18 protein-coding genes are annotated in these 16,764 nt (G+C 72.2%); 11 read left to right on the top strand and 7 right to left on the bottom strand.

Annotated elements, in window-relative coordinates:
- Positions 1-29: 29 nt before the first annotated feature.
- From HNR20_RS32840 to HNR20_RS07110, 3 genes are all read right to left on the bottom strand, one after another.
- Entirely contained in the window at positions 30-1,811 is a 1,782-nt protein-coding gene (locus HNR20_RS32840) for an MFS transporter (RefSeq protein WP_373291051.1), read from the bottom strand.
- A 75-nt stretch (positions 1,812-1,886) separates the two neighbouring features.
- Entirely contained in the window at positions 1,887-2,366 is a 480-nt protein-coding gene (locus HNR20_RS07115) for a hypothetical protein (protein WP_184177527.1), read from the bottom strand.
- Positions 2,367-2,417: 51 nt separating this feature from the next.
- Positions 2,418-2,864: a GNAT family N-acetyltransferase gene (locus HNR20_RS07110; protein ID WP_184177525.1), complete on the bottom strand. Its 447-nt coding sequence runs from the start codon at positions 2,862-2,864 to the stop codon at positions 2,418-2,420.
- Between the two features lie 110 nt (positions 2,865-2,974).
- On the opposite strand from HNR20_RS07110, the gene HNR20_RS07105 reads away from it, so the two are divergent.
- The 4 genes from HNR20_RS07105 to HNR20_RS07090 all read left to right on the top strand — a co-directional run bounded on the left by HNR20_RS07105 (position 2,975) and on the right by HNR20_RS07090 (position 6,367).
- Complete coding sequence (locus HNR20_RS07105) at positions 2,975-3,769, top strand: class I SAM-dependent methyltransferase (protein ID WP_184177523.1); 795 nt, start codon at positions 2,975-2,977, stop codon at positions 3,767-3,769.
- Positions 3,770-4,058: 289 nt separating this feature from the next.
- Positions 4,059-4,328 carry a hypothetical protein gene (locus HNR20_RS07100; RefSeq protein WP_184177521.1) on the top strand — a complete coding sequence of 90 codons (270 nt, stop codon included), beginning with the start codon at positions 4,059-4,061 and terminating at the stop codon, positions 4,326-4,328.
- The gene (locus tag HNR20_RS07095) at positions 4,328-5,368 is read left to right on the top strand and encodes a hypothetical protein (RefSeq protein WP_184177519.1); all 1,041 of its coding nucleotides are present in this window, start codon (positions 4,328-4,330) and stop codon (positions 5,366-5,368) included. The genes HNR20_RS07100 and HNR20_RS07095 overlap by 1 nt, the downstream gene beginning before the upstream one ends.
- 69 nt (positions 5,369-5,437) lie before the next feature.
- Entirely contained in the window at positions 5,438-6,367 is a 930-nt protein-coding gene (locus tag HNR20_RS07090; RefSeq protein ID WP_184177517.1) for an LLM class F420-dependent oxidoreductase, read from the top strand.
- Positions 6,368-6,383: 16 nt separating this feature from the next.
- Here HNR20_RS07090 and HNR20_RS07085 read toward each other — a convergent pair whose 3' ends face one another.
- Positions 6,384-6,821 (bottom strand): hypothetical protein, encoded by a 438-nt coding sequence (locus HNR20_RS07085; RefSeq protein ID WP_184177515.1) that lies wholly within the window; start codon positions 6,819-6,821, stop codon positions 6,384-6,386.
- A 119-nt stretch (positions 6,822-6,940) separates the two neighbouring features.
- Here HNR20_RS07085 and HNR20_RS07080 point away from each other — a divergent pair, with 119 nt between their 5' ends.
- The 3 genes from HNR20_RS07080 to bdeA all read left to right on the top strand — a co-directional run bounded on the left by HNR20_RS07080 (position 6,941) and on the right by bdeA (position 10,022).
- The gene (locus HNR20_RS07080; protein WP_184177513.1) at positions 6,941-7,693 is read left to right on the top strand and encodes a hypothetical protein; all 753 of its coding nucleotides are present in this window, start codon (positions 6,941-6,943) and stop codon (positions 7,691-7,693) included.
- Positions 7,690-8,973 (top strand): FAD-binding protein, encoded by a 1,284-nt coding sequence (locus tag HNR20_RS07075; protein ID WP_184177511.1) that lies wholly within the window; start codon positions 7,690-7,692, stop codon positions 8,971-8,973. The genes HNR20_RS07080 and HNR20_RS07075 overlap by 4 nt, the downstream gene beginning before the upstream one ends.
- A gap of 143 nt (positions 8,974-9,116) precedes the next feature.
- Positions 9,117-10,022 (top strand): bis(hydroxyethyl) terephthalate hydrolase, encoded by a 906-nt coding sequence (gene bdeA, locus HNR20_RS07070; protein WP_184177510.1) that lies wholly within the window; start codon positions 9,117-9,119, stop codon positions 10,020-10,022.
- Between the two features lie 81 nt (positions 10,023-10,103).
- Here the strand turns inward: bdeA and HNR20_RS07065 are convergent, their stop codons facing one another.
- Complete coding sequence (locus HNR20_RS07065; protein WP_184177508.1) at positions 10,104-11,240, bottom strand: site-2 protease family protein; 1,137 nt, start codon at positions 11,238-11,240, stop codon at positions 10,104-10,106.
- 55 nt (positions 11,241-11,295) lie between these two features.
- A complete protein-coding gene (locus HNR20_RS07060; protein ID WP_184177506.1) occupies positions 11,296-12,150 on the bottom strand; it encodes an alpha/beta hydrolase in 855 nt (284 codons plus the stop codon).
- Positions 12,151-12,309: 159 nt separating this feature from the next.
- Between HNR20_RS07060 and HNR20_RS07055 the strand changes: the two genes are divergently transcribed.
- Genes HNR20_RS07055 through HNR20_RS07040 form a run of 4 tightly spaced genes read left to right on the top strand, consistent with a single transcriptional unit; the run spans position 12,310 to position 15,809 of the window.
- Positions 12,310-13,209, top strand: a complete 900-nt coding sequence (locus tag HNR20_RS07055) for an ABC transporter ATP-binding protein (protein ID WP_184177504.1) — start codon at positions 12,310-12,312, stop codon at positions 13,207-13,209.
- 1 nt (position 13,210) lies between these two features.
- Positions 13,211-14,011: an ABC transporter permease gene (locus tag HNR20_RS07050; RefSeq protein WP_184177502.1), complete on the top strand. Its 801-nt coding sequence runs from the start codon at positions 13,211-13,213 to the stop codon at positions 14,009-14,011.
- 26 nt (positions 14,012-14,037) lie between these two features.
- Complete coding sequence (locus HNR20_RS07045; protein WP_184177500.1) at positions 14,038-15,168, top strand: sensor histidine kinase; 1,131 nt, start codon at positions 14,038-14,040, stop codon at positions 15,166-15,168.
- The gene (locus HNR20_RS07040) at positions 15,165-15,809 is read left to right on the top strand and encodes a response regulator transcription factor (RefSeq protein WP_184177498.1); all 645 of its coding nucleotides are present in this window, start codon (positions 15,165-15,167) and stop codon (positions 15,807-15,809) included. The genes HNR20_RS07045 and HNR20_RS07040 overlap by 4 nt, the downstream gene beginning before the upstream one ends.
- Positions 15,810-15,834: 25 nt before the next feature.
- Here the strand turns inward: HNR20_RS07040 and HNR20_RS07035 are convergent, their stop codons facing one another.
- Positions 15,835-16,743 carry a L,D-transpeptidase gene (locus tag HNR20_RS07035; protein WP_184177496.1) on the bottom strand — a complete coding sequence of 303 codons (909 nt, stop codon included), beginning with the start codon at positions 16,741-16,743 and terminating at the stop codon, positions 15,835-15,837.
- Positions 16,744-16,764 lie beyond the last annotated feature (21 nt).

The raw sequence follows: 16,764 nt of genomic DNA, 5'->3' as shown, positions 1-16,764 counted from the left end.
GACCCAGGTACCCCGCGCACCTCCAACGGTCAGCCGGGAACGCGGCCGTCCGCCGCCTGGATCAACAGGCGGAAGCCCATCGGTACCCGTTGGTGACGAGGCAGGCCGAGCACCTCGTAGTCGACCGTGAGGTCATCGAAGAACAGCCCCGATTCGGGGGCCATCTCCACGTCCGGGGTCGTGATCGTGACGAAGACCGGAAGCTCCTTGCCCGCCTCCACCCTCGTCGACCGGAACGGTGTCGCCGCAGCCGGGTCGAACACGACGGCGGTGGCGTCGTCGGCACGGTTGACCGCCAGACGGACGGTCTTGAACACCTGCTGCTCCGTGGGGCCGTCCTCGGCCGCGATGCCGGTGATCGTCACCGGCCACGGACCGGGATTGCGGATGGATGCGCCGAACGTGTTCTGCCGGCCGGCGTCGAAGGCGAACCGCACCTCCGTCATCGGCCCTTTCGTAAGGGTTTCCGCATCGGCTCCATGCCACCACGAGCTGCCATGATCGAGACGATGACTCGTGGTGGTCGACAGATACCCGGCGCACAGAGCGACAGTCAGCGTGGCGGCGACCAGGAGCCGTCGACGGCCCAGCAGTTTCAGTCCCCGTACGAGGACGTGCGGCGGCGTCCACGTCATGGAGGCGCACGCTACAACGTGCCGCAGTGTCAGTGCGCGACAGGACGCGGCGACCACCGCGGTCAGGCAGATCACGACCGCCGCGATGAGCGGCGGGCGAGCGCCGAGGTGGACGGCCGCCGAGCCGAGTGGGATCGCCCCGACGAGAGGCCCGAACATCGCGGTGTTGGCCGTTGCGGAGACCCGACCGAGCAGCGCCGACGGTGTGTGCGTCTGCACGGCGGTCACGGCCGCGACCAGGGTCCAGGGCAGGCCGATGCCGGCGACTGCCGCGCCAATGACCGTGGCCGGCCACCACGGCAGGCAACGGGCCAGGCACCCGACGGCGAACAGCATCGTCCCGGCGACGCCGACAGCGGCCGGACCCCGGCCGGCGATGAGCCGACCGACGAGCAGGCCACCGATGATGGAACCGGCACCCTGGGCGCTGGTCAGCACGCCCAGGAACGTCGTCGGTAGGCGCAGCTCCGTGACGACCATCGCGTAGATCGCCGCCGTCGTGAAGCCGGACATGGCGATCGACACGGCGGCGAGCACGACAGGTACGCCCGTCGCTCGCTGTCCGAACAGGACCGACAATCCGGTACGCAGACCACGGTGCCGCTGCGGTGGCTGGTCGGGTGGCGTCCGGCTCAGGCGCACCGTCGCGTACAGGATGGCGACCAGGACCGGCAGGGCCGCGCTGAGTACGACGACCGCGTGCCCGCCGCGCCACGCGTAGAGGCCCGCTCCGGCCAGGGGAGCGACGAGCTTCATGCCCTCCTGCGCGCTTGAGCGCCACCCGTTGACGTCGCCGAGTTCGGCTGGCGACAGCGCGGACGGCAGCAGCGCCGTCTCGCCCGCGTCGATGAGCACGTAACTGACGCCGTAGACGGACGAGACGACGAAGATGAGCCACGTCTGCCCTGGCCCGCGCACCGCGAAGAGCGCTGGCAGAGTGCCGGCCAACATGAGGTTGACCGCGATGACCAGTGGCCGTCGGGGCGCCCGGTCGAGCAGGGCGCCCAGCCACGGGCCGGCAAGCACCGGGGCGTACACGCACAGCCCGGCGAGGGCCGCGAGCCCGGTGGAGCCGGTGAGGTCCAGGATCCAGATGCCGGACACCAGGGACATGGCGCTGCTGCCGAATCCGGACAGCAGGGAGATCGCCACGAACAGTCCCGCGTTGCGACGCATGAGCCCTCCAGGTTGAGCCGAGACGACTCACATCCTGATTCTTGAGCCCTGGCTAGGCAATGCTGTCGACTCTTGTCAACGTGTCATTGACAGCGCCGCGTCGACCTTCGCTGCGGCGGCGCGCACGGGCGCTGGCAGCCGTTCGCCCGCCTCGGCCAGGTCAGCGACGAGATGCAGGGCCAACGCGTACAGCGAGCCCGGGACGGCATCCAGCGCGGCGTCCACCGTGCTTCGCACGAGTGCCGCCCGATCGAACCGGGTGTCCCATCGTCGGTCCGCGGCGATCCACCGCCCGAGGTCCGCCACCGCGGTCCGCAACGTCGCGATCCGCGCCGAGTAACCGAGGTCGAGGTGCTGCCGGCGCGACCACCGCGCCGCCACCAGACGCTGCCGGCGCTGCTCTGCGGCCTGCCGGCTGCCGAGGCCCAGCGCCTCCGCGATCTGCGCCCACGTCGCGCCGTCGTGACGCGCCCGGTCGATGAGCGTCAACTCCTGCTCGTCCAGCCGGGCACGGGTGGCGCGCACCTCGGCCAACTGAGTCAGCTCCGTCGTCACGTGTCAACGCTACATTGACACCACGCGCTGTTCCCGTGGCGGCGGTGGGCTCTAGTCCGACGTTGGCTCGCGCACCATGAACACGTCCACCGGATCCTCGGTGTCGAGCGTGAATCCGTGCCGCTCGTACAACCGCCGGGCCGGACTGCCCTGCAGCACGTTCAGCCGGACCCGGGTGCCGTCGCGGTCGCACTGCCCCAGCAACTCGCGCAGCACCGCCGTGCCGATGCCGCTGCCCTGCAGGTGGGGCGCCAGGTAGAAGTGCTCCAGCCAGCGGGCGTCGTCCGCCGGACGCAGCGCCACGCAGCCGGCGAACGCGCCGCCCACCTCGACAACCCAGGTGTACGCCGGGACGAACCCGTCCCGCAGGCGCTGCCGCACCCGCTGCTCGTCGTATCGCCCGAGCCGTTCCAGATCGGCCCGCAGCACCACGGCCCGCAGCTCGGCCACCGCGTCGACGTCCGACAGCGAAGCCGGTCGAAGTCTCCAGTCCCCCATGATCACCACGCTATCCCTGTCGACCGGCAGTGCCGCTCACCCCGCAAGCGCGGGTGGCCGTCGACACAGGCCGGCTCGCCCCCGTCGAGTGCCTGTCATATCGTTCCGGAATGACGCACCCGGTGTGGGCGGACGGTGACGCGTACGAGGCGTACGTCGGTCGGTGGAGCCGCCTGGTCGCGGCGGAATTCCTGCTCGGGTTGGGCGTCCCGCCGGGGCGGCACTGGCTGGACGTGGGCTGCGGGACGGGCGTGCTGACCTCGACGATCCTCGCTGACGTCGCACCCGCTCAAGTGATCGGCGTCGACCGGTCAGCGGGTTTCGTCGCCACTGCGCGTACCCGTGTCACCGACCCGAGGGCGACCTTCCACGTCGGTGACGCCCGTGCGCTGCCGTTACCCGACCGAATCGCCGACGTGGTGGTCAGTGGGTTGACGCTGAACTTCGTCCCGGAGCCGGCGCGGGCGGTGGCGGAGTTCGCCCGGGTGGTCCGGCCGGCCGGCGTGGTGGCGGCCTACGTCTGGGACTACGCCGCCGGCATGGCGATGATGCGGCACTTCTGGGAGGCCGCCGCGCAGCTGGATCCAGCCGCCTCCGAGTTGGACGAGGGAAACCGTTGCACGGTGTGCGAGCCCGAGGCGCTGCGGGCGCTCTGGGAGGACGCCGGCTTCGACGCGGTGTCGGTCCGGCCGGTCGACGTGCCGACGGTCTTCACCGACTTTGCCGACTACTGGACGCCGTTCCTCGGTGGGCAGGGTTCCGCGCCGTCGTACGTCACGACGTTGGCCGAACCGGCCCGGGTCGCGCTGAGGGAGGCGCTGGCGGCCCGGCTGCCGGTCGAGCCGGACGGCTCGATCCGCCTCACCGCGCGGGCCTGGGCCGTACGGGGTGCGGCGCCCAGGTAGCCGGGGGTTTCACATTTCCGCAGGTCAGGGCGGGTCTGTGTCGTATACCGGACAAGACGGGGGAGCCTCTGGCGGGGCACTGTTGGGGCAGGTACCGACACCGTTGGGGGCGCCCGCAGCGGTGTCATCCCGCACACCGGGACAAGGACGTCATCATTGCCGACGCCGCCCCATGGCCACGTCGCCTGCGCCGGTGTTCCGCCCTTCTTTTCGCACCCCCGTGCATGACGCCGGTCCGGCGTCGGTCATTCGCTCCGCCCGGACCGCGACCAATCAGAGAGGGCCGGACATGGCCACTCCCACCGCGATCGCAGCCTTGAGCGCGCCGGTCTACTCGCCGGGCGAACAGATGCTGCTGACCGTCAACTACTCCGACGCCGACAACACACCGCTGACCGTCACCATCGTGGTCACCGACGCGCAGGGCAACAGCAGCGCACCGGTCACGGCCAGCGTCGTCATCGACCCGCTCACCGTGAGCGTCACCGACGACTCCGGCCGGACCTGGGCCCGCGTCTCCGACAACGGCGCGGTCGCCGTGTACCGAGCGGTGGCGTGATGCCCCGCGTCACCGTCCAGGTGCGCGACGCCGCCGGGAACACCGCGACGGCCACCGCCGACTACCTCGTGGCGAGCCGACCCGTTCTCGGCGGCTACTACCTCTCCGGTAACGCCGACCCGACCGCCGACATGGCCGGCGGCAACTTCCGCTCGCTCACCCAGTACCGCAGCTTCGCCGACGGCTTCATCTTCCCCGGCTACAACCGGCCCTGGCTGATCACCCTGGGCCGGGCGGGGATACAGATGAACATGGTCCTGGAGCTGAAGCACTACGGCGCCCCGGACACTGGACCGCAGACCTTCACCGTGGACGGCACGACCTACACCGTGCCGGCGCCGTCGATGACCATCCAGCAGCGCCCCGGCACGACCTGGCCAATCGCGTACGGCTACAGCCAGGTGCTCAACGGCCAGTGCGACGGGTTGTTCCACCGCGCTCTGGCGCAGTACCGGACGCTCGGCTTCGGCGTGAACATCCAGCTCGCCTCGGAATTCGACACCGACCACGAGTTCGGCACCACCGACGCCGGTGCGGCGTACACCTGGGCACAGTCCGACGCCCGCGCGGTGCAGGCGGTCAACTACATCCTCACCTGGTTCAAGGCGCGGACGCTGCCCGGCGGCACGACCTTCTCGGTCGGGATCGGCGGCTTCGACCGGGCCTGCTTTCAGCGCATCCACCTGGAACCGCTGATGACCCGCCTGGATTTCCTGCAGTGGAACGTCTACGCCACCAACGCCAGCCACACGGCGCTGGCCCGGTTCCGCCGCACCAAGGACTGGGCGGTGGCCGACCTCGGGCCGGTGGCGCTGTCCCGTCCGGTGCTCATCACCGAGTGGGGGGTGCGGGTGGCGGAGATCCCCAACCAGGCCGCCTGGATCGCGACCGTGCCGGCGGCCATCGCCCAACTCAACGCGGAGCGTGGGCCACGGATCGCGCGCACCAACTACTTCAACTCCGGGTGGGGCACGCTCACACCGAAGGCGACCGGGTTGGCCGCGCTGCGGGCGGCGTACGCCACCCCGCCGTTCATCTGAGTCCGCGGCCGGCGGCCCGGTCGGTGCGACTGCCGATCGGGCCGACCCGGCCGACCCTATGCTCGGATCATGGAACTGCGGATCTTCACCGAACCCCAGCAGGGCGCCACCTACGACCAGTTGCTCGCTGTCGCGCGCTGCGCCGAGGACGCCGGCTACGGAGCCTTCTTCCGGTCCGACCACTACCTCTCGATGGGCGGGGTGACCGGCGAACCCGGCCCCACCGACGCGTGGACCACGCTGGCTGGCCTGGCCCGGGACACGAGCCGTATCCGGCTCGGCACGTTGATGACCGCCGCGACCTTCCGGCTGCCCGGCCCGCTGGCGATCACCGTCGCGCAGGTCGACCAGATGAGCGGCGGCCGGGTGGAGCTGGGCATCGGCACCGGCTGGTACGCCGAGGAGCACACCGCGTACGGCATCCCGTTCCCGCCCCTGGCCGAGCGGTTCGACCGGCTGGAGGAGCAGCTCGCGGTCATCACCGGGCTCTGGTCCACGCCGTCGGGGGAGCGGTTCGAGCACGCCGGCCGGTACTACCCGGTCAGTGACTCGCCCGCACTGCCCAAGCCGGTGCAGCAGCCGCGCCCACCGATCCTGATCGGCGGGTCGGGCCCGAAGCGCACCCCTCGGCTGGCCGCCCGCTACGCCGACGAGTTCAACGTGCCGTTCGCCTCGGTGCCGGACACGGCGGCGCGGTTCGACGGGGTCCGCGCGGCCTGCGCCGAGATCGGCCGGGATCCGGCCCAGCTGGTCTGGTCCAACTCCCTGGTGCTCTGCTGCGGGCGCGACGACGCCGAGGTGGCCCGGCGGGCCGCCGCCATCGGTCGGGACCCGGACGAGTTGCGGGCCAACGGCCTGACCGGGACGCCCGGTGAGGTTCTGGACATCATCGGCCGGTACGCGGAGGTCGGCACCGAGCGGCTCTACCTCCAGGTGCTGGACCTCAGCGACCTGGACCACCTGGAGCTGGTCGCCAACGAGGTGATGGCGAAGCTCTGAACCACGCCGCCGCCGGTCAGGCGCCGCGGTGGACGCCGCTGCCCGTTCCGGCGGCGTGCGGGTCGCGCAGCACGGTGTCCAGCCGCCCGTCCCGATCACTGTCCACATAGGTGATGTCGGGGATTCCGTCGCCGTCCACGTCGATCTGGACGATGTCGGCGACGCCGTCGCCATCCAGGTCGGTGACCACCTCCACCGACCCGTCCCGGTGCCGGGTCACGATTGACTGTGGCCCGGCACCGGGCGCCCTTGGTGCCGGCCCGGGCGCCGGCACCGGCGTCGGGGCCGGGGCGGGCGCCGGTGTGGGGCGGGGACCGGGCGTGGGCGCCGGGTGGCTCGGCAACCCGCCGGCCGGCGGCGCGCTGACCTGCTCGACCCCCATGCCGGTCGGGTCCAGCTCCTCCTCGGAGGGGAAGACGTCGCCCCGCAGGGCCGGATCGCGGTAGCTGCTCATGAGCGTAGGGTTCCCCGACGATGACGAGAACAACCGTGCCCGATCGACCGGTGTCCTCGGTGCCCGGTTTGGCGGAAGATGCTGGGACCGTCGCCACGGTCATGAACGGGGGTCCGAGCGTGGAATTGCGCCGGAATCGGGGGGCCCGTGCGCTCGCCCTGGTATGCGTACTCGGTGGGGTGCTCCTGTTGGTCTATCCCAGCGACGGCGCCCTACTACGGACGATCATCGCGGGGGGTGCCGTCGCTCTCGGTGTTGTGGCGCTGGTCAGCGCGCTGCGACCGTTCCGGTTCGGGATCGGGGCCGAGGGGCTCACCATCCGACGGCCCGGCCTGCGCCGGATGATCCGGTGGGCCGAGGTCGACGCGTTGGTCCTCGACGAACCGCCCCGCCGCGACGGCTACTCGAAGCCGCCGCGGCTGCTGCTGGTGCCCGTGCCGGGGGTGCCGCTCGAGTCGGTGACCGCCCGCCACCCACTCGACGGCCGCCCCGCCATCGAGTTGCTCGTCCTCGACCAGGTCCGCGAGCAGCCCGACCAGGTGTCCGCCGCGCTCACGCGCTACGCCGGCGACCGTTACGTCGACCTGCCGGCTCTGCGCCGCGCCGCCTTCGCCGACCCGGATCTCCCGGTGGGCCTGCGGGGCTACCAGATGGACCGGGTCGACAGGTTGATCCGACGCGGCCAGGACGCCCTGGTGTCGGGGGACGCTCCAACCCGGCAGGCGGCTCGGGGGGAGATCGAACGCGCCACCGCGGCCGGTCTGCCGATCGCCCAGCGTGGCTACAACACGCTCCAGACGGATACGGTTCTGGACGCCCTCGTCGCCGCGTTGGCCGACCACCAGTCCACCGATCGGGAGACCGCAACATGATCGTGCAGGGACAGAACGTCACGTCGGCCACGGCGGCGGACGTTCCGCGCCGCAACTGGGCCGGCAACGTGCGGTACGCCGCTCGGGCGTTCCACCGACCGACCTCCACCGACGAACTGCGCCGACTGGTCGCCGGCAGCACCCGGATCCGGGCGGTGGGCAGCGGGCACTCCTTCAACCGCTTCGGTGACACCGACGGCGACCTGGTCACCCTCGCCGGGCTGCCCCAGACCGTCGACGTGGACCACGAGCGGGGGCGGGTCACCGTCAGCGGCGCGATGCGCTACGGCGACGTCGCCCAACACCTGCAGAGCCAGGGGTACGCGCTGGCCAACCTCGCCTCGCTGCCGCACATCTCGGTGGCCGGCGCGGTGGCCACCGCCACCCACGGCTCCGGCCAGACCCACGGCAACCTGGCCACCGCGGTCGCGGGCCTGGAGTTGGTCACGGCCGACGGTGACCTGCTGCGGGTCGACCGCGACGCCGACGGGGACAGGTTCGCCGGCCTGGTGGTCGGGCTCGGTGCGCTCGGCCTGGTCACCCGGGTCACCCTGGACGTGGTGCCGGCCTTCGAGCTGAGCCAGTACGTGTCTCTCGACCTGCGCCGGGAGGCGCTGGACGAGGCTCTCGGCTCGGCGTACAGCGTGAGCGTCTTCACCGACTGGCGTACGCCCCGGCTGCGTGAGGTGTGGCGCAAGCAGGTGACGGACCAGTCGCCGCCCCCGGGGGACTGGCTCGGCACCACCGCCGCCGACGAGCCACGGCACCCGGTGCTCGGGATGCCGCCGGAGAACTGCACCCCACAACTCGGCGAGCCGGGCCCCTGGCACGAGCGGCTGCCGCACTTCAAGCTCGGCTTCACCCCGAGCGGCGGCGAGGAGCTGCAGTCCGAGTACCACGTGCCGCGTACGGCGGCAGCCGACGCGCTCGCCGCGCTGGACGACGTGGCGCACCTGATCGCACCGGTCCTGCTCGTGTGCGAACTGCGGACCGTGGCGGCGGACGAGCTGTGGCTCAGCCCGAACCACCAGCGGGACAGCTTCGTCGTGCACTTCACCTGGGTCGACGACACCGCCGCCGTGCTGCCGGTGGTGGCCGCGGTGGAGGAACGGCTGGCGCCGTTCGCACCCCGCCCACACTGGGGCAAGGTCTTCGTCACCGACCCCGCCGAGCTGGCCACCCGCTACCCGAGGTACGCCGACTTCGCCGCCCAGCTGACCCACCTGGACCCGACCGGCAAGTTCCGCACCGACCTGCTGGACCGGTACTTCCCCCGCTGACCCGTCCCGTGCCATAGCTCCGTGGCATGGGGCGGGTGGGATTGGTGGGGGTGGGGCACCCCGACAGACGATGACTGGCGTCGATGAATCGCATCGACCGGTCCCCGTCCCGGGATCGTCGGCTCCACCCCTCGGAGCGAGACATGCAACCCGTACCCGCCAGCACCGAAGTCCCCCTCACCCGCCGCCCCCGTCGTGGTCTGCGCTGGGCGCTCGCCCTGGCCGTGCTCGGCGCCGGACTGAGCGCCGCGCCGGCCGCTCATGCCGCCGCCAGCCCGTATCAGCGCGGCCCCGCCCCCACCGTGGCCAGCATCGAGGCCAGCCGCGGCGCGTTCGCCATCGCTCAGAGCACCGTCGCCGCCACCAGCGTCACCGGGTTCCGGGGCGGAACGATCTACTACCCGACCAGCACCGCCGAGGGCACCTTCGGCGCGGTGGCGATCTCACCCGGCTACACCGCCACCCAGTCCAGCGTGGCGTGGCTCGGGCCGCGCCTTGCCTCGCAGGGCTTCGTGGTGATCACGATCGACACGCTGTCCCGCTACGACCAGCCGGCCAGCCGGGGCACGCAACTGCTCGCCGCCCTGGACTACCTGACCACCAACAGCAGTGTGCGTACCCGGATCGACCGCAACCGGCTCGCCGTGATGGGGCACTCGATGGGCGGCGGTGGCAGCCTCTCGGCGGCGAGTTCGCGGCCGCAGTTGCAGGCGGCGATCCCGTTGACCGGCTGGCACTCCGTCAAGAACTGGTCCGGCGTACGGGTGCCGACGCTGGTGGTGGGCGCGGAGAACGACTCGGTGGCGCCGGTCGCGTCGCACTCGGAGCCGTTCTACACCAGCTTGCCGTCCAGCCTGGACAAGGCGTACCTGGAGCTCAACAACGCCAGCCACTCCGCGCCCACCTCGCCGAACGTGACGGTCGCGAAGTACAGCATCTCCTGGCTGAAGCGCTTCGTGGACGATGACACCCGCTACGAACAGTTCCTCTGCCCCGCACCCCAGGCGTCAACGATCCAGGAGTACCGCGACACCTGCCCGCACTCCTAGCACCCACGCCCCCTGCCCCGCCTCGGTTGATCATGAAGTTGTTGCCACTCGGTGTGGCGTGTCGGCGCAATAACTTCATGATCAACGGGTTGGGGTGGGGGTGCGGAGGGTGCTGCGCTGGACGGCGCGGCTGATGTCGCTGGGGGAGACTATGCCGACCAGTTGGCCGTCCTGCACCACCAGGGCGCGGCCGTCGGCGCACTCACTGAGCCGGGGGAGCAGGTCGTTGAGCTGTTCACCCGTCTGGGCGAGGACCAGTTGGTCGGCCCGGCAGGCCACCTCGGCCAGCGTGGTCGACGCCCGCCGCTCGGCCGGCACGCCGCGTACCCGGTCGACGGTGACCAGGCCCGTCGGCCGGCCGTCCTCGGTCAGCGGCAACGCCGAATGCCGGTACGCGAACAGGTAGTGGTCGACGAAGTCGGCGACCGTCATCTCCGCCGAGGCGGTCTGCGGCTGCGGGGTCATCACGTCGCCCACCCGTACGCCACGCAGCGCGCTGCCGGTGCGAGCCTGCCGCTCCTCGGTTCCGGCGGCGCCGATCAGGAACCAACCGATCAGGGCCAGCCAGAGACCACCGAAACCGACCCCGGACAGGAACTGCCACAGCCCGAGACCGATCAACAGCACGCCCAGCACCCAGCCGGCCCGGGCTGCGACCACGGACGCCCGGGTCCGGTCACCGGTGGCCTTCCACACCGCGGCGCGCAGCAACCGGCCGCCGTCCAGGGGCGCGGCCGGCAGGATGTTGAAGATGGCCAGCAGCACGTTGATGCCGGCCAGCCACGCCACCGCCCCGAAGAGCAGCCCGTCCTGCCCGGCCAGCGCGAGCAGCGCGGCGATCGCGCCGAAGAACGCCCCGAGCACGAGACTGACCAGCGGGCCGACTCCCGCGATCCGCAGTTCTGCGCCCGGGTCGCGCGGCTCGCCCCGCAACTCGGCCACCCCGCCGAACAGCCAGAGCGTGATGCCGTCGACCGTCAGTCCGTTGCGCTTGGCCAGCACCGCGTGCGACACCTCGTGGGCCAGCAGGCCGACGAAGAAGACCACCGCCGCGGCCAGCCCAGCGAGGGCGTACGCGACCGGCGATCGATCGGGGTACGAGCGGGGGAACTGGTTGGCGGCCAAGCCCCACGCGATCAACGCGAAGATGACCAGAACACTCCAGTTGACACCGACCGGCACCCCCGCGACCCGGCCAAGCCGGAAACTCGCCCTCATCCCTGTCCGTTACCCCCGGCGGGCCGACACATGCGGCGTGCGGGGTGATCGCGGCTCAGCGGCGGGGGCTCTCGCTGGCGATCTTTGCTTCCCGGGGCAGGGCCGCCGCGCGTAGCGCCCAGTCCAGCGCGTAGTCGGCGACCTTCTCCCAGCCGTCCTGGCCGACGGTGAAGTGCGTCCGGCCGGGGAACTCCTCGTACGCGGTGAGCGCCCGGGACTTCTGGTAGAGCCCCGCGTTGCTGCGGACCACCGACGCCGGCACCACGTGGTCGCGTTCGCCGGCCATCAGCAGCAGCGGCGCGCGATCGTCGCGCCCGACGTCGACCCGGGCGGGTGAGCGCGGGTCGACGTTGGCGAACGCGCCCTCGAAGAACACCCGGCCGGCACCGGGGACGGCGTAGCGCTGCCAGGCCCGGTCGGAGTCCTCGCGGCTCATCGTGTTGCCGAAGGTGTAGGCGAAGTCGTCTGCGGTGAACGGGACGGCCTTGCTCCGGTTGGCGGGGCTGCGCAGGATCGGGAAGCCGGAGCGCAACTGGCTCAGCGGCACCTTGAGCACACCCTTCACCGCCGCGGGGTGCACCCCCACCACCGCCGCGCCGAGACCCCGATCGGCCAGGATCTGGGCGAACAGCCCGCCGAACGAGTGCCCCATGATGATCGGCGGTCGGGGCAACGCCCGGATGATCCGGTCGTAGTGCGCGACGATCGTGGCCATGCTCTGCTCGGCGATCGGGCCGGGATCGTCGCGCAACTGCTCCACCGACCGGTCCATGCCGGGCCAGGCGGGCGCGATGACGTGCATGCCGCGCTCGGTGTATCGCTGGGCCCACCCCTCCCAGCTGCGCGGCGTCATCCAGAGCCCGTGGATCAGCACGATCGTGTCGACCTGACCCTGTGGCGTGGTACCCATCGCGTCCCCCCGGTGTCGCGGCGTCCGGCCCGGCGGTTACCCGTTGCGGTGCGCGAAAATCCTCCGGCGTCCGCCGGGGTCGGCCCCTGACAAATGTCATGGCAGGGCCGTGACGGCCGCTCCAGGTACCGGGGTACGGCACGCCGGAACATCTACACCATGACCAGTACGAATCCGGCCGTCGAGTTGGACGGCCTCACCAAGACCTTCGGCGCGGTCACCGCGGTCGACGGGCTGAGCCTGCGGGTGCAGCCCGGCGAGGTGGTGGCCTTCCTCGGCCCGAACGGCGCGGGCAAGACCACCACCATCGACATGCTGCTCGGGTTGGCCCGCCCGGACGCGGGCACCGTCCGCGTCCTCGGCGGCACCCCGGACAACGCGGTGGCCCAGGGGCGGGTCGCCGCCGTTCTGCAGACCGGCGGGTTGCTCAAGGACCTCACCGTCGGCGAGACGGTCGAGATGACCTCGCACTTCTACCGGCACACCCGCCCGGCCGCCGAGGTGTTGGAGCGGGCCGGCATCGCCGACATCGCCGGGCGGGTGGTCGGGCGTTGCTCCGGCGGCCAGCAGCAGCGGCTGCGCTTCGCGCTGGCCCTGTTGCCCGACCCGGACCTGATGGTGCTCGACGAGCCGACCACCGGCATGGACGTCGAGGGTCGGCGGGACTTCTGGCAGGCCCTGCGCCGGGACGCCCGGGCCGGACGGACCGTCATCTTCGCCACCCACTACCTGGACGAGGCGGACGCGTACGCCGACCGGATCGTGCTGGTCCGGCAGGGGCGGATCGTCGCCGACGGCACCACCGCGGAGATCAAGAACCTGGCGGCCGGTCGTACGGTGCGGGCCACCCTGCCCGGCGCCGACCAGGCCGCGCTGGCCGCGCTGCCCGGTGTGGACGCCGTGGAGGTACGCGGCGACAGCGTGCTGGTGCGCACCGGCGACTCGGACGCGATCGCCCGGCACCTGCTCACCCGGACCGCCGCCCGGGACGTGGAGATCACCTCCCGCAACCTCGAGGACGCCTTCCTCGCCCTGACCACCGCGCACACCGGAGCCTGAGATGACCACCTCCACCCCCACCGCGACCCGTGCCACCGAGCCGGACCGTCGGCTGCCCACCCTGGGCGGGTTCGCCCCGGGCGCCCTGCGCATCGAGCTGCGCCGGGTGCTGCGCAACCGCCGCACCCTCGCCTTCACCCTGATCATGCCGGGCGCGTTCTTCCTCATCTTCGGCCTGCCGCAGCGCGGGCAGTCACTGGACAACGGCCGCCCGGTGGCGGCGTACGTCATGATCAGCCTGGCCGTGTACGCGGCCATGGTGGCGACCACCAGTGTCGGCGGCGCGGTGGCCACCGAACGGGCGCTGGGCTGGAGCCGGCAACTGCGGCTCACCCCGCTGCGCCCGGCGGCGTACGTGGCGACCAAGCTGATCACCGCGATGAGCCTCGGTCTGCTCGCGGTCGTCGTCGAGTTCCTGGTGGGCGCCGTGGCCGGCGTTCGCATCCCGGTGTACGTCTGGCTGCTGTCCGGGGTCGCCGCCTGGCTCGGCTCGCTGGTCTTCGCCGCGTTCGGTCTCTTCATCGGCTACCTGGCGCCGGCCGAGAACGTCATGCAGATCATCGGCCCGGTCCTGGCCGTGCTGGCCATGTTCGGCGGGCTGTTCGTCCCGGTCGAGGTGCTGCCGGACGTGCTCCAGCAGGTCGCCAAGTTCACCCCGGTGTACGGCATGGGCGTGCTGGCCCGTGCCCCGCTGACCGGCGAAGGGGTCAGCATGGCGGCGGTGGCCAACCTCGTGGTCTGGGCGCTGCTCTTCGGCGTCGGTGCGGCGCGGTTGTTCCGCCGGGACACCGCGCGGGTCTGAGCGCACCGACCGCTAGCGTGATCCCGATGGACCTCTCGACGGGGCAGTCCCGGCCGGCGAGCCGCCACTGGCGGTTCACCGGCTGGCTGCTGGCGGCCGTGTGGTTGTTCTTCCTCAACGTGCCGCTCTCCACCGCGTTGCACGAGCCACAGCTCTGGCGGCGGGTCCTCGGCGTGGCGGCACTGGCCGTCTTCGCCGTCGGCTATGTGCTGCTGTTCCAGTGGGCCCGCCGGCTGCGCCAGTCGCTGCTTCCGATCCCGGTGGGTCGTGCGCGGATCGGGCTGTTGCTGCTTCTCGCGGTGGGCCTGGCCAGCATCCCGGGCGCTGGTGGGGACTGGCTGGCCACCCTTGTCTACGTCGCGGCGGCGGCGGTGTTCCTGCTCCCGCCGCAGGAGGCGTTGGCCTGCGTGGTGGTCTGCGCGCTGACCCCCGCGCTGGCGTCCTGGCTGGTGCCGGGCTGGGAGGCGGAGAGCGGCATCGTCTTCGCGGTGCTGCTCGCCTCGTTCGCCATGTTCGGGGTGTCGCGGCTGGCCCAGCGCAACAGTGAGCTCCAGGCCGCCCAGCAGGAGATCGGCCGGCTCGCGGTGGCCGAGGAGCGGGCCCGTGCCGCCCGCGACCTGCACGACATCCTGGGGCACTCGCTGACGGTGGTGGCGATCAAGGCCGAGTTGGCCGGACGGCTGATCGAGGTGGACACCGAGCGTGCCGCCGTCGAGATCGCCGAGGTGGAAGCGCTGGCCCGGGCCGCGCTGTCCGACGTACGGCAGACGGTTGGGGCGTACCGCGAGGTCAGCCTCGCGGCGGAGGTGGCCGGCGCCCGCTCCGCGCTGGCCGCGGCGGGCATCGCGGCGGATCTGCCGGACGAGGTGCCGGCGCTGCCGGACGAGTGGGACCGGTTGTTCGGCTGGGCGGTGCGGGAAGGGGTGACCAACGTGGTCCGGCACAGTGGGGCGCGGTGCTGCACGATCCGGGTACACCCGGATCGGGTCGAGGTGAGCGACGACGGTCGTGGTCCGTCCACTCCCGACGCCGCCGGGCACGGGCTCGTCGGCCTACGGGAGCGGGCGCGGCAGGTGGACGCCGTGGTGAGCGTCGGTCGACGGCCGGACGGAAGTGGCTTCCTGCTCCGGGTGCACGCGCCGACGGAGGCCCGGTGACCGGCCTCGGCGGTGCGCAGCCCAACTCGATCCGCCTGCTGCTCGCCGACGACCAGGCGCTGGTCCGGGGCGCGCTGGCCGCGCTGCTCGCGCTGGAGGAGGACCTGACCGTCGTGGCCGAGGTCGGCCGGGGCGACGAGGTGGTGCCCGAGGCTCGCCGCACCACCCCCGACGTTGCCCTGCTGGACGTGGAGATGCCCGGCCTGGACGGCATCGCCGCCGCCGCCGCGTTACGGGCCGCGCTGCCGACCTGCCGGGTGCTGATGGTGACCACCTTCGGGCGACCCGGCTACCTGCGTCGGGCGATGGAGGCCGGCGCGAGCGGCTTCGTGGTCAAGGACACCCCGGCCCGGCAGCTCGCCGACGCGGTCCGCCGGGTGCACGCCGGCCTGCGGGTGGTCGACCCGACGCTGGCCGCGGAAACCCTGGCCGCCGGGGTGAGCCCGCTGACCGAGCGGGAGACCGAGGTGCTCCGGACGGCGCGCAGCGGCGGCACGGTCGCCGACCTGGCCGCGGCGCTGCACCTGTCCGAGGGGACGATCCGTAACCACCTCTCGGCGGCGATCGGCAAGACCGGTGCGCGCAACCGGGCCGAGGCGATCCGGGTCGCCGAGCAGAACGGTTGGCTGCTCGGCGAGTGAGCGTTGAGCCCCGGTGTGCCCGCGCTCAGGCGGTCGGCGGCGGGGTGGGCAGCTTGTCGACAACCACCACGCTGCTGCCGGGACGGACCTCGGCGAGCAGCTCGCGCTGCCCGCTGCGGGTCAGCCGGATGCAACCGTTTGTGGTGTTCTCACCCAGGTCGTCGTCGTTGTGCCAGGTGTGCACCCCGATGTGCGCGCCGCGCAGGCTGGCCGGCACCGACTCCGGGTCGTCGGGCACCGAGCCGAGGGCGTAGACGTCCACTCCGCCGTAGACCTCCTCGGGCGGCGGGGTGCGGCCCAGGATGAAGGTCCGCCCGAGCGGGGTGTCCTGCCCCGACTGGCCGAGGCTGACCTCCCAGGAGCGCACCGCCTTGCCGGCCCGGTACCAGGTGAGCCGGTGGACCTTGCGCTCCACCACGATCTGGTCGCGCAGCGGCACGGTGTCGAACCCGCCGGGGGGCAGCCAGGCGAGCCGCCGGTTGGCGGACGGCAGCAGGACCGCCGTCCAGCCGGCACGCCGCTCGGCGATCGGCATGGTCAGGTCGACACCGCTGATCGTCGGTTCGAGGAAGGCTCGCGGTCGACCGCCGGGTGCGTCGTACGCGGCGATCCGCCTGGTCGGGTGCGCGCCCTCGGTCAGCGGTGTGGTGTCCATGCTGGCCGGATCGATGGGGAACCCTCCCGGCGCGGGGTCGTAGTCGACCACCGGCAGCCCGGCCGGGGCGGGCGCGGCCGCGGGGATCGACTCCTCCGGGCTCTGCTCGACACTGCTCGGCGTCGGGTCGGACGCCACGGCCGGCCGGTCGGGGCTCGTCGATTGCGGCGTGAGGGACTGACCCACCAGGAGTGCGGCCACCAGCAACGCGGGTACGGCGATGGCGGCGCCGATCCAGGCGACGCGGCGGCGGTACGGGGACATTCGGTCAAAACGCACGAATCCACTGTATCCGACTTG

The organism is Micromonospora parathelypteridis, from assembly GCF_014201145.1.
GTDB lineage: Bacteria > Actinomycetota > Actinomycetes > Mycobacteriales > Micromonosporaceae > Micromonospora > Micromonospora parathelypteridis.
Note: the sequence above shows the minus strand (reverse complement) of the source record. Positions and strands in the feature narration are given on the sequence as shown.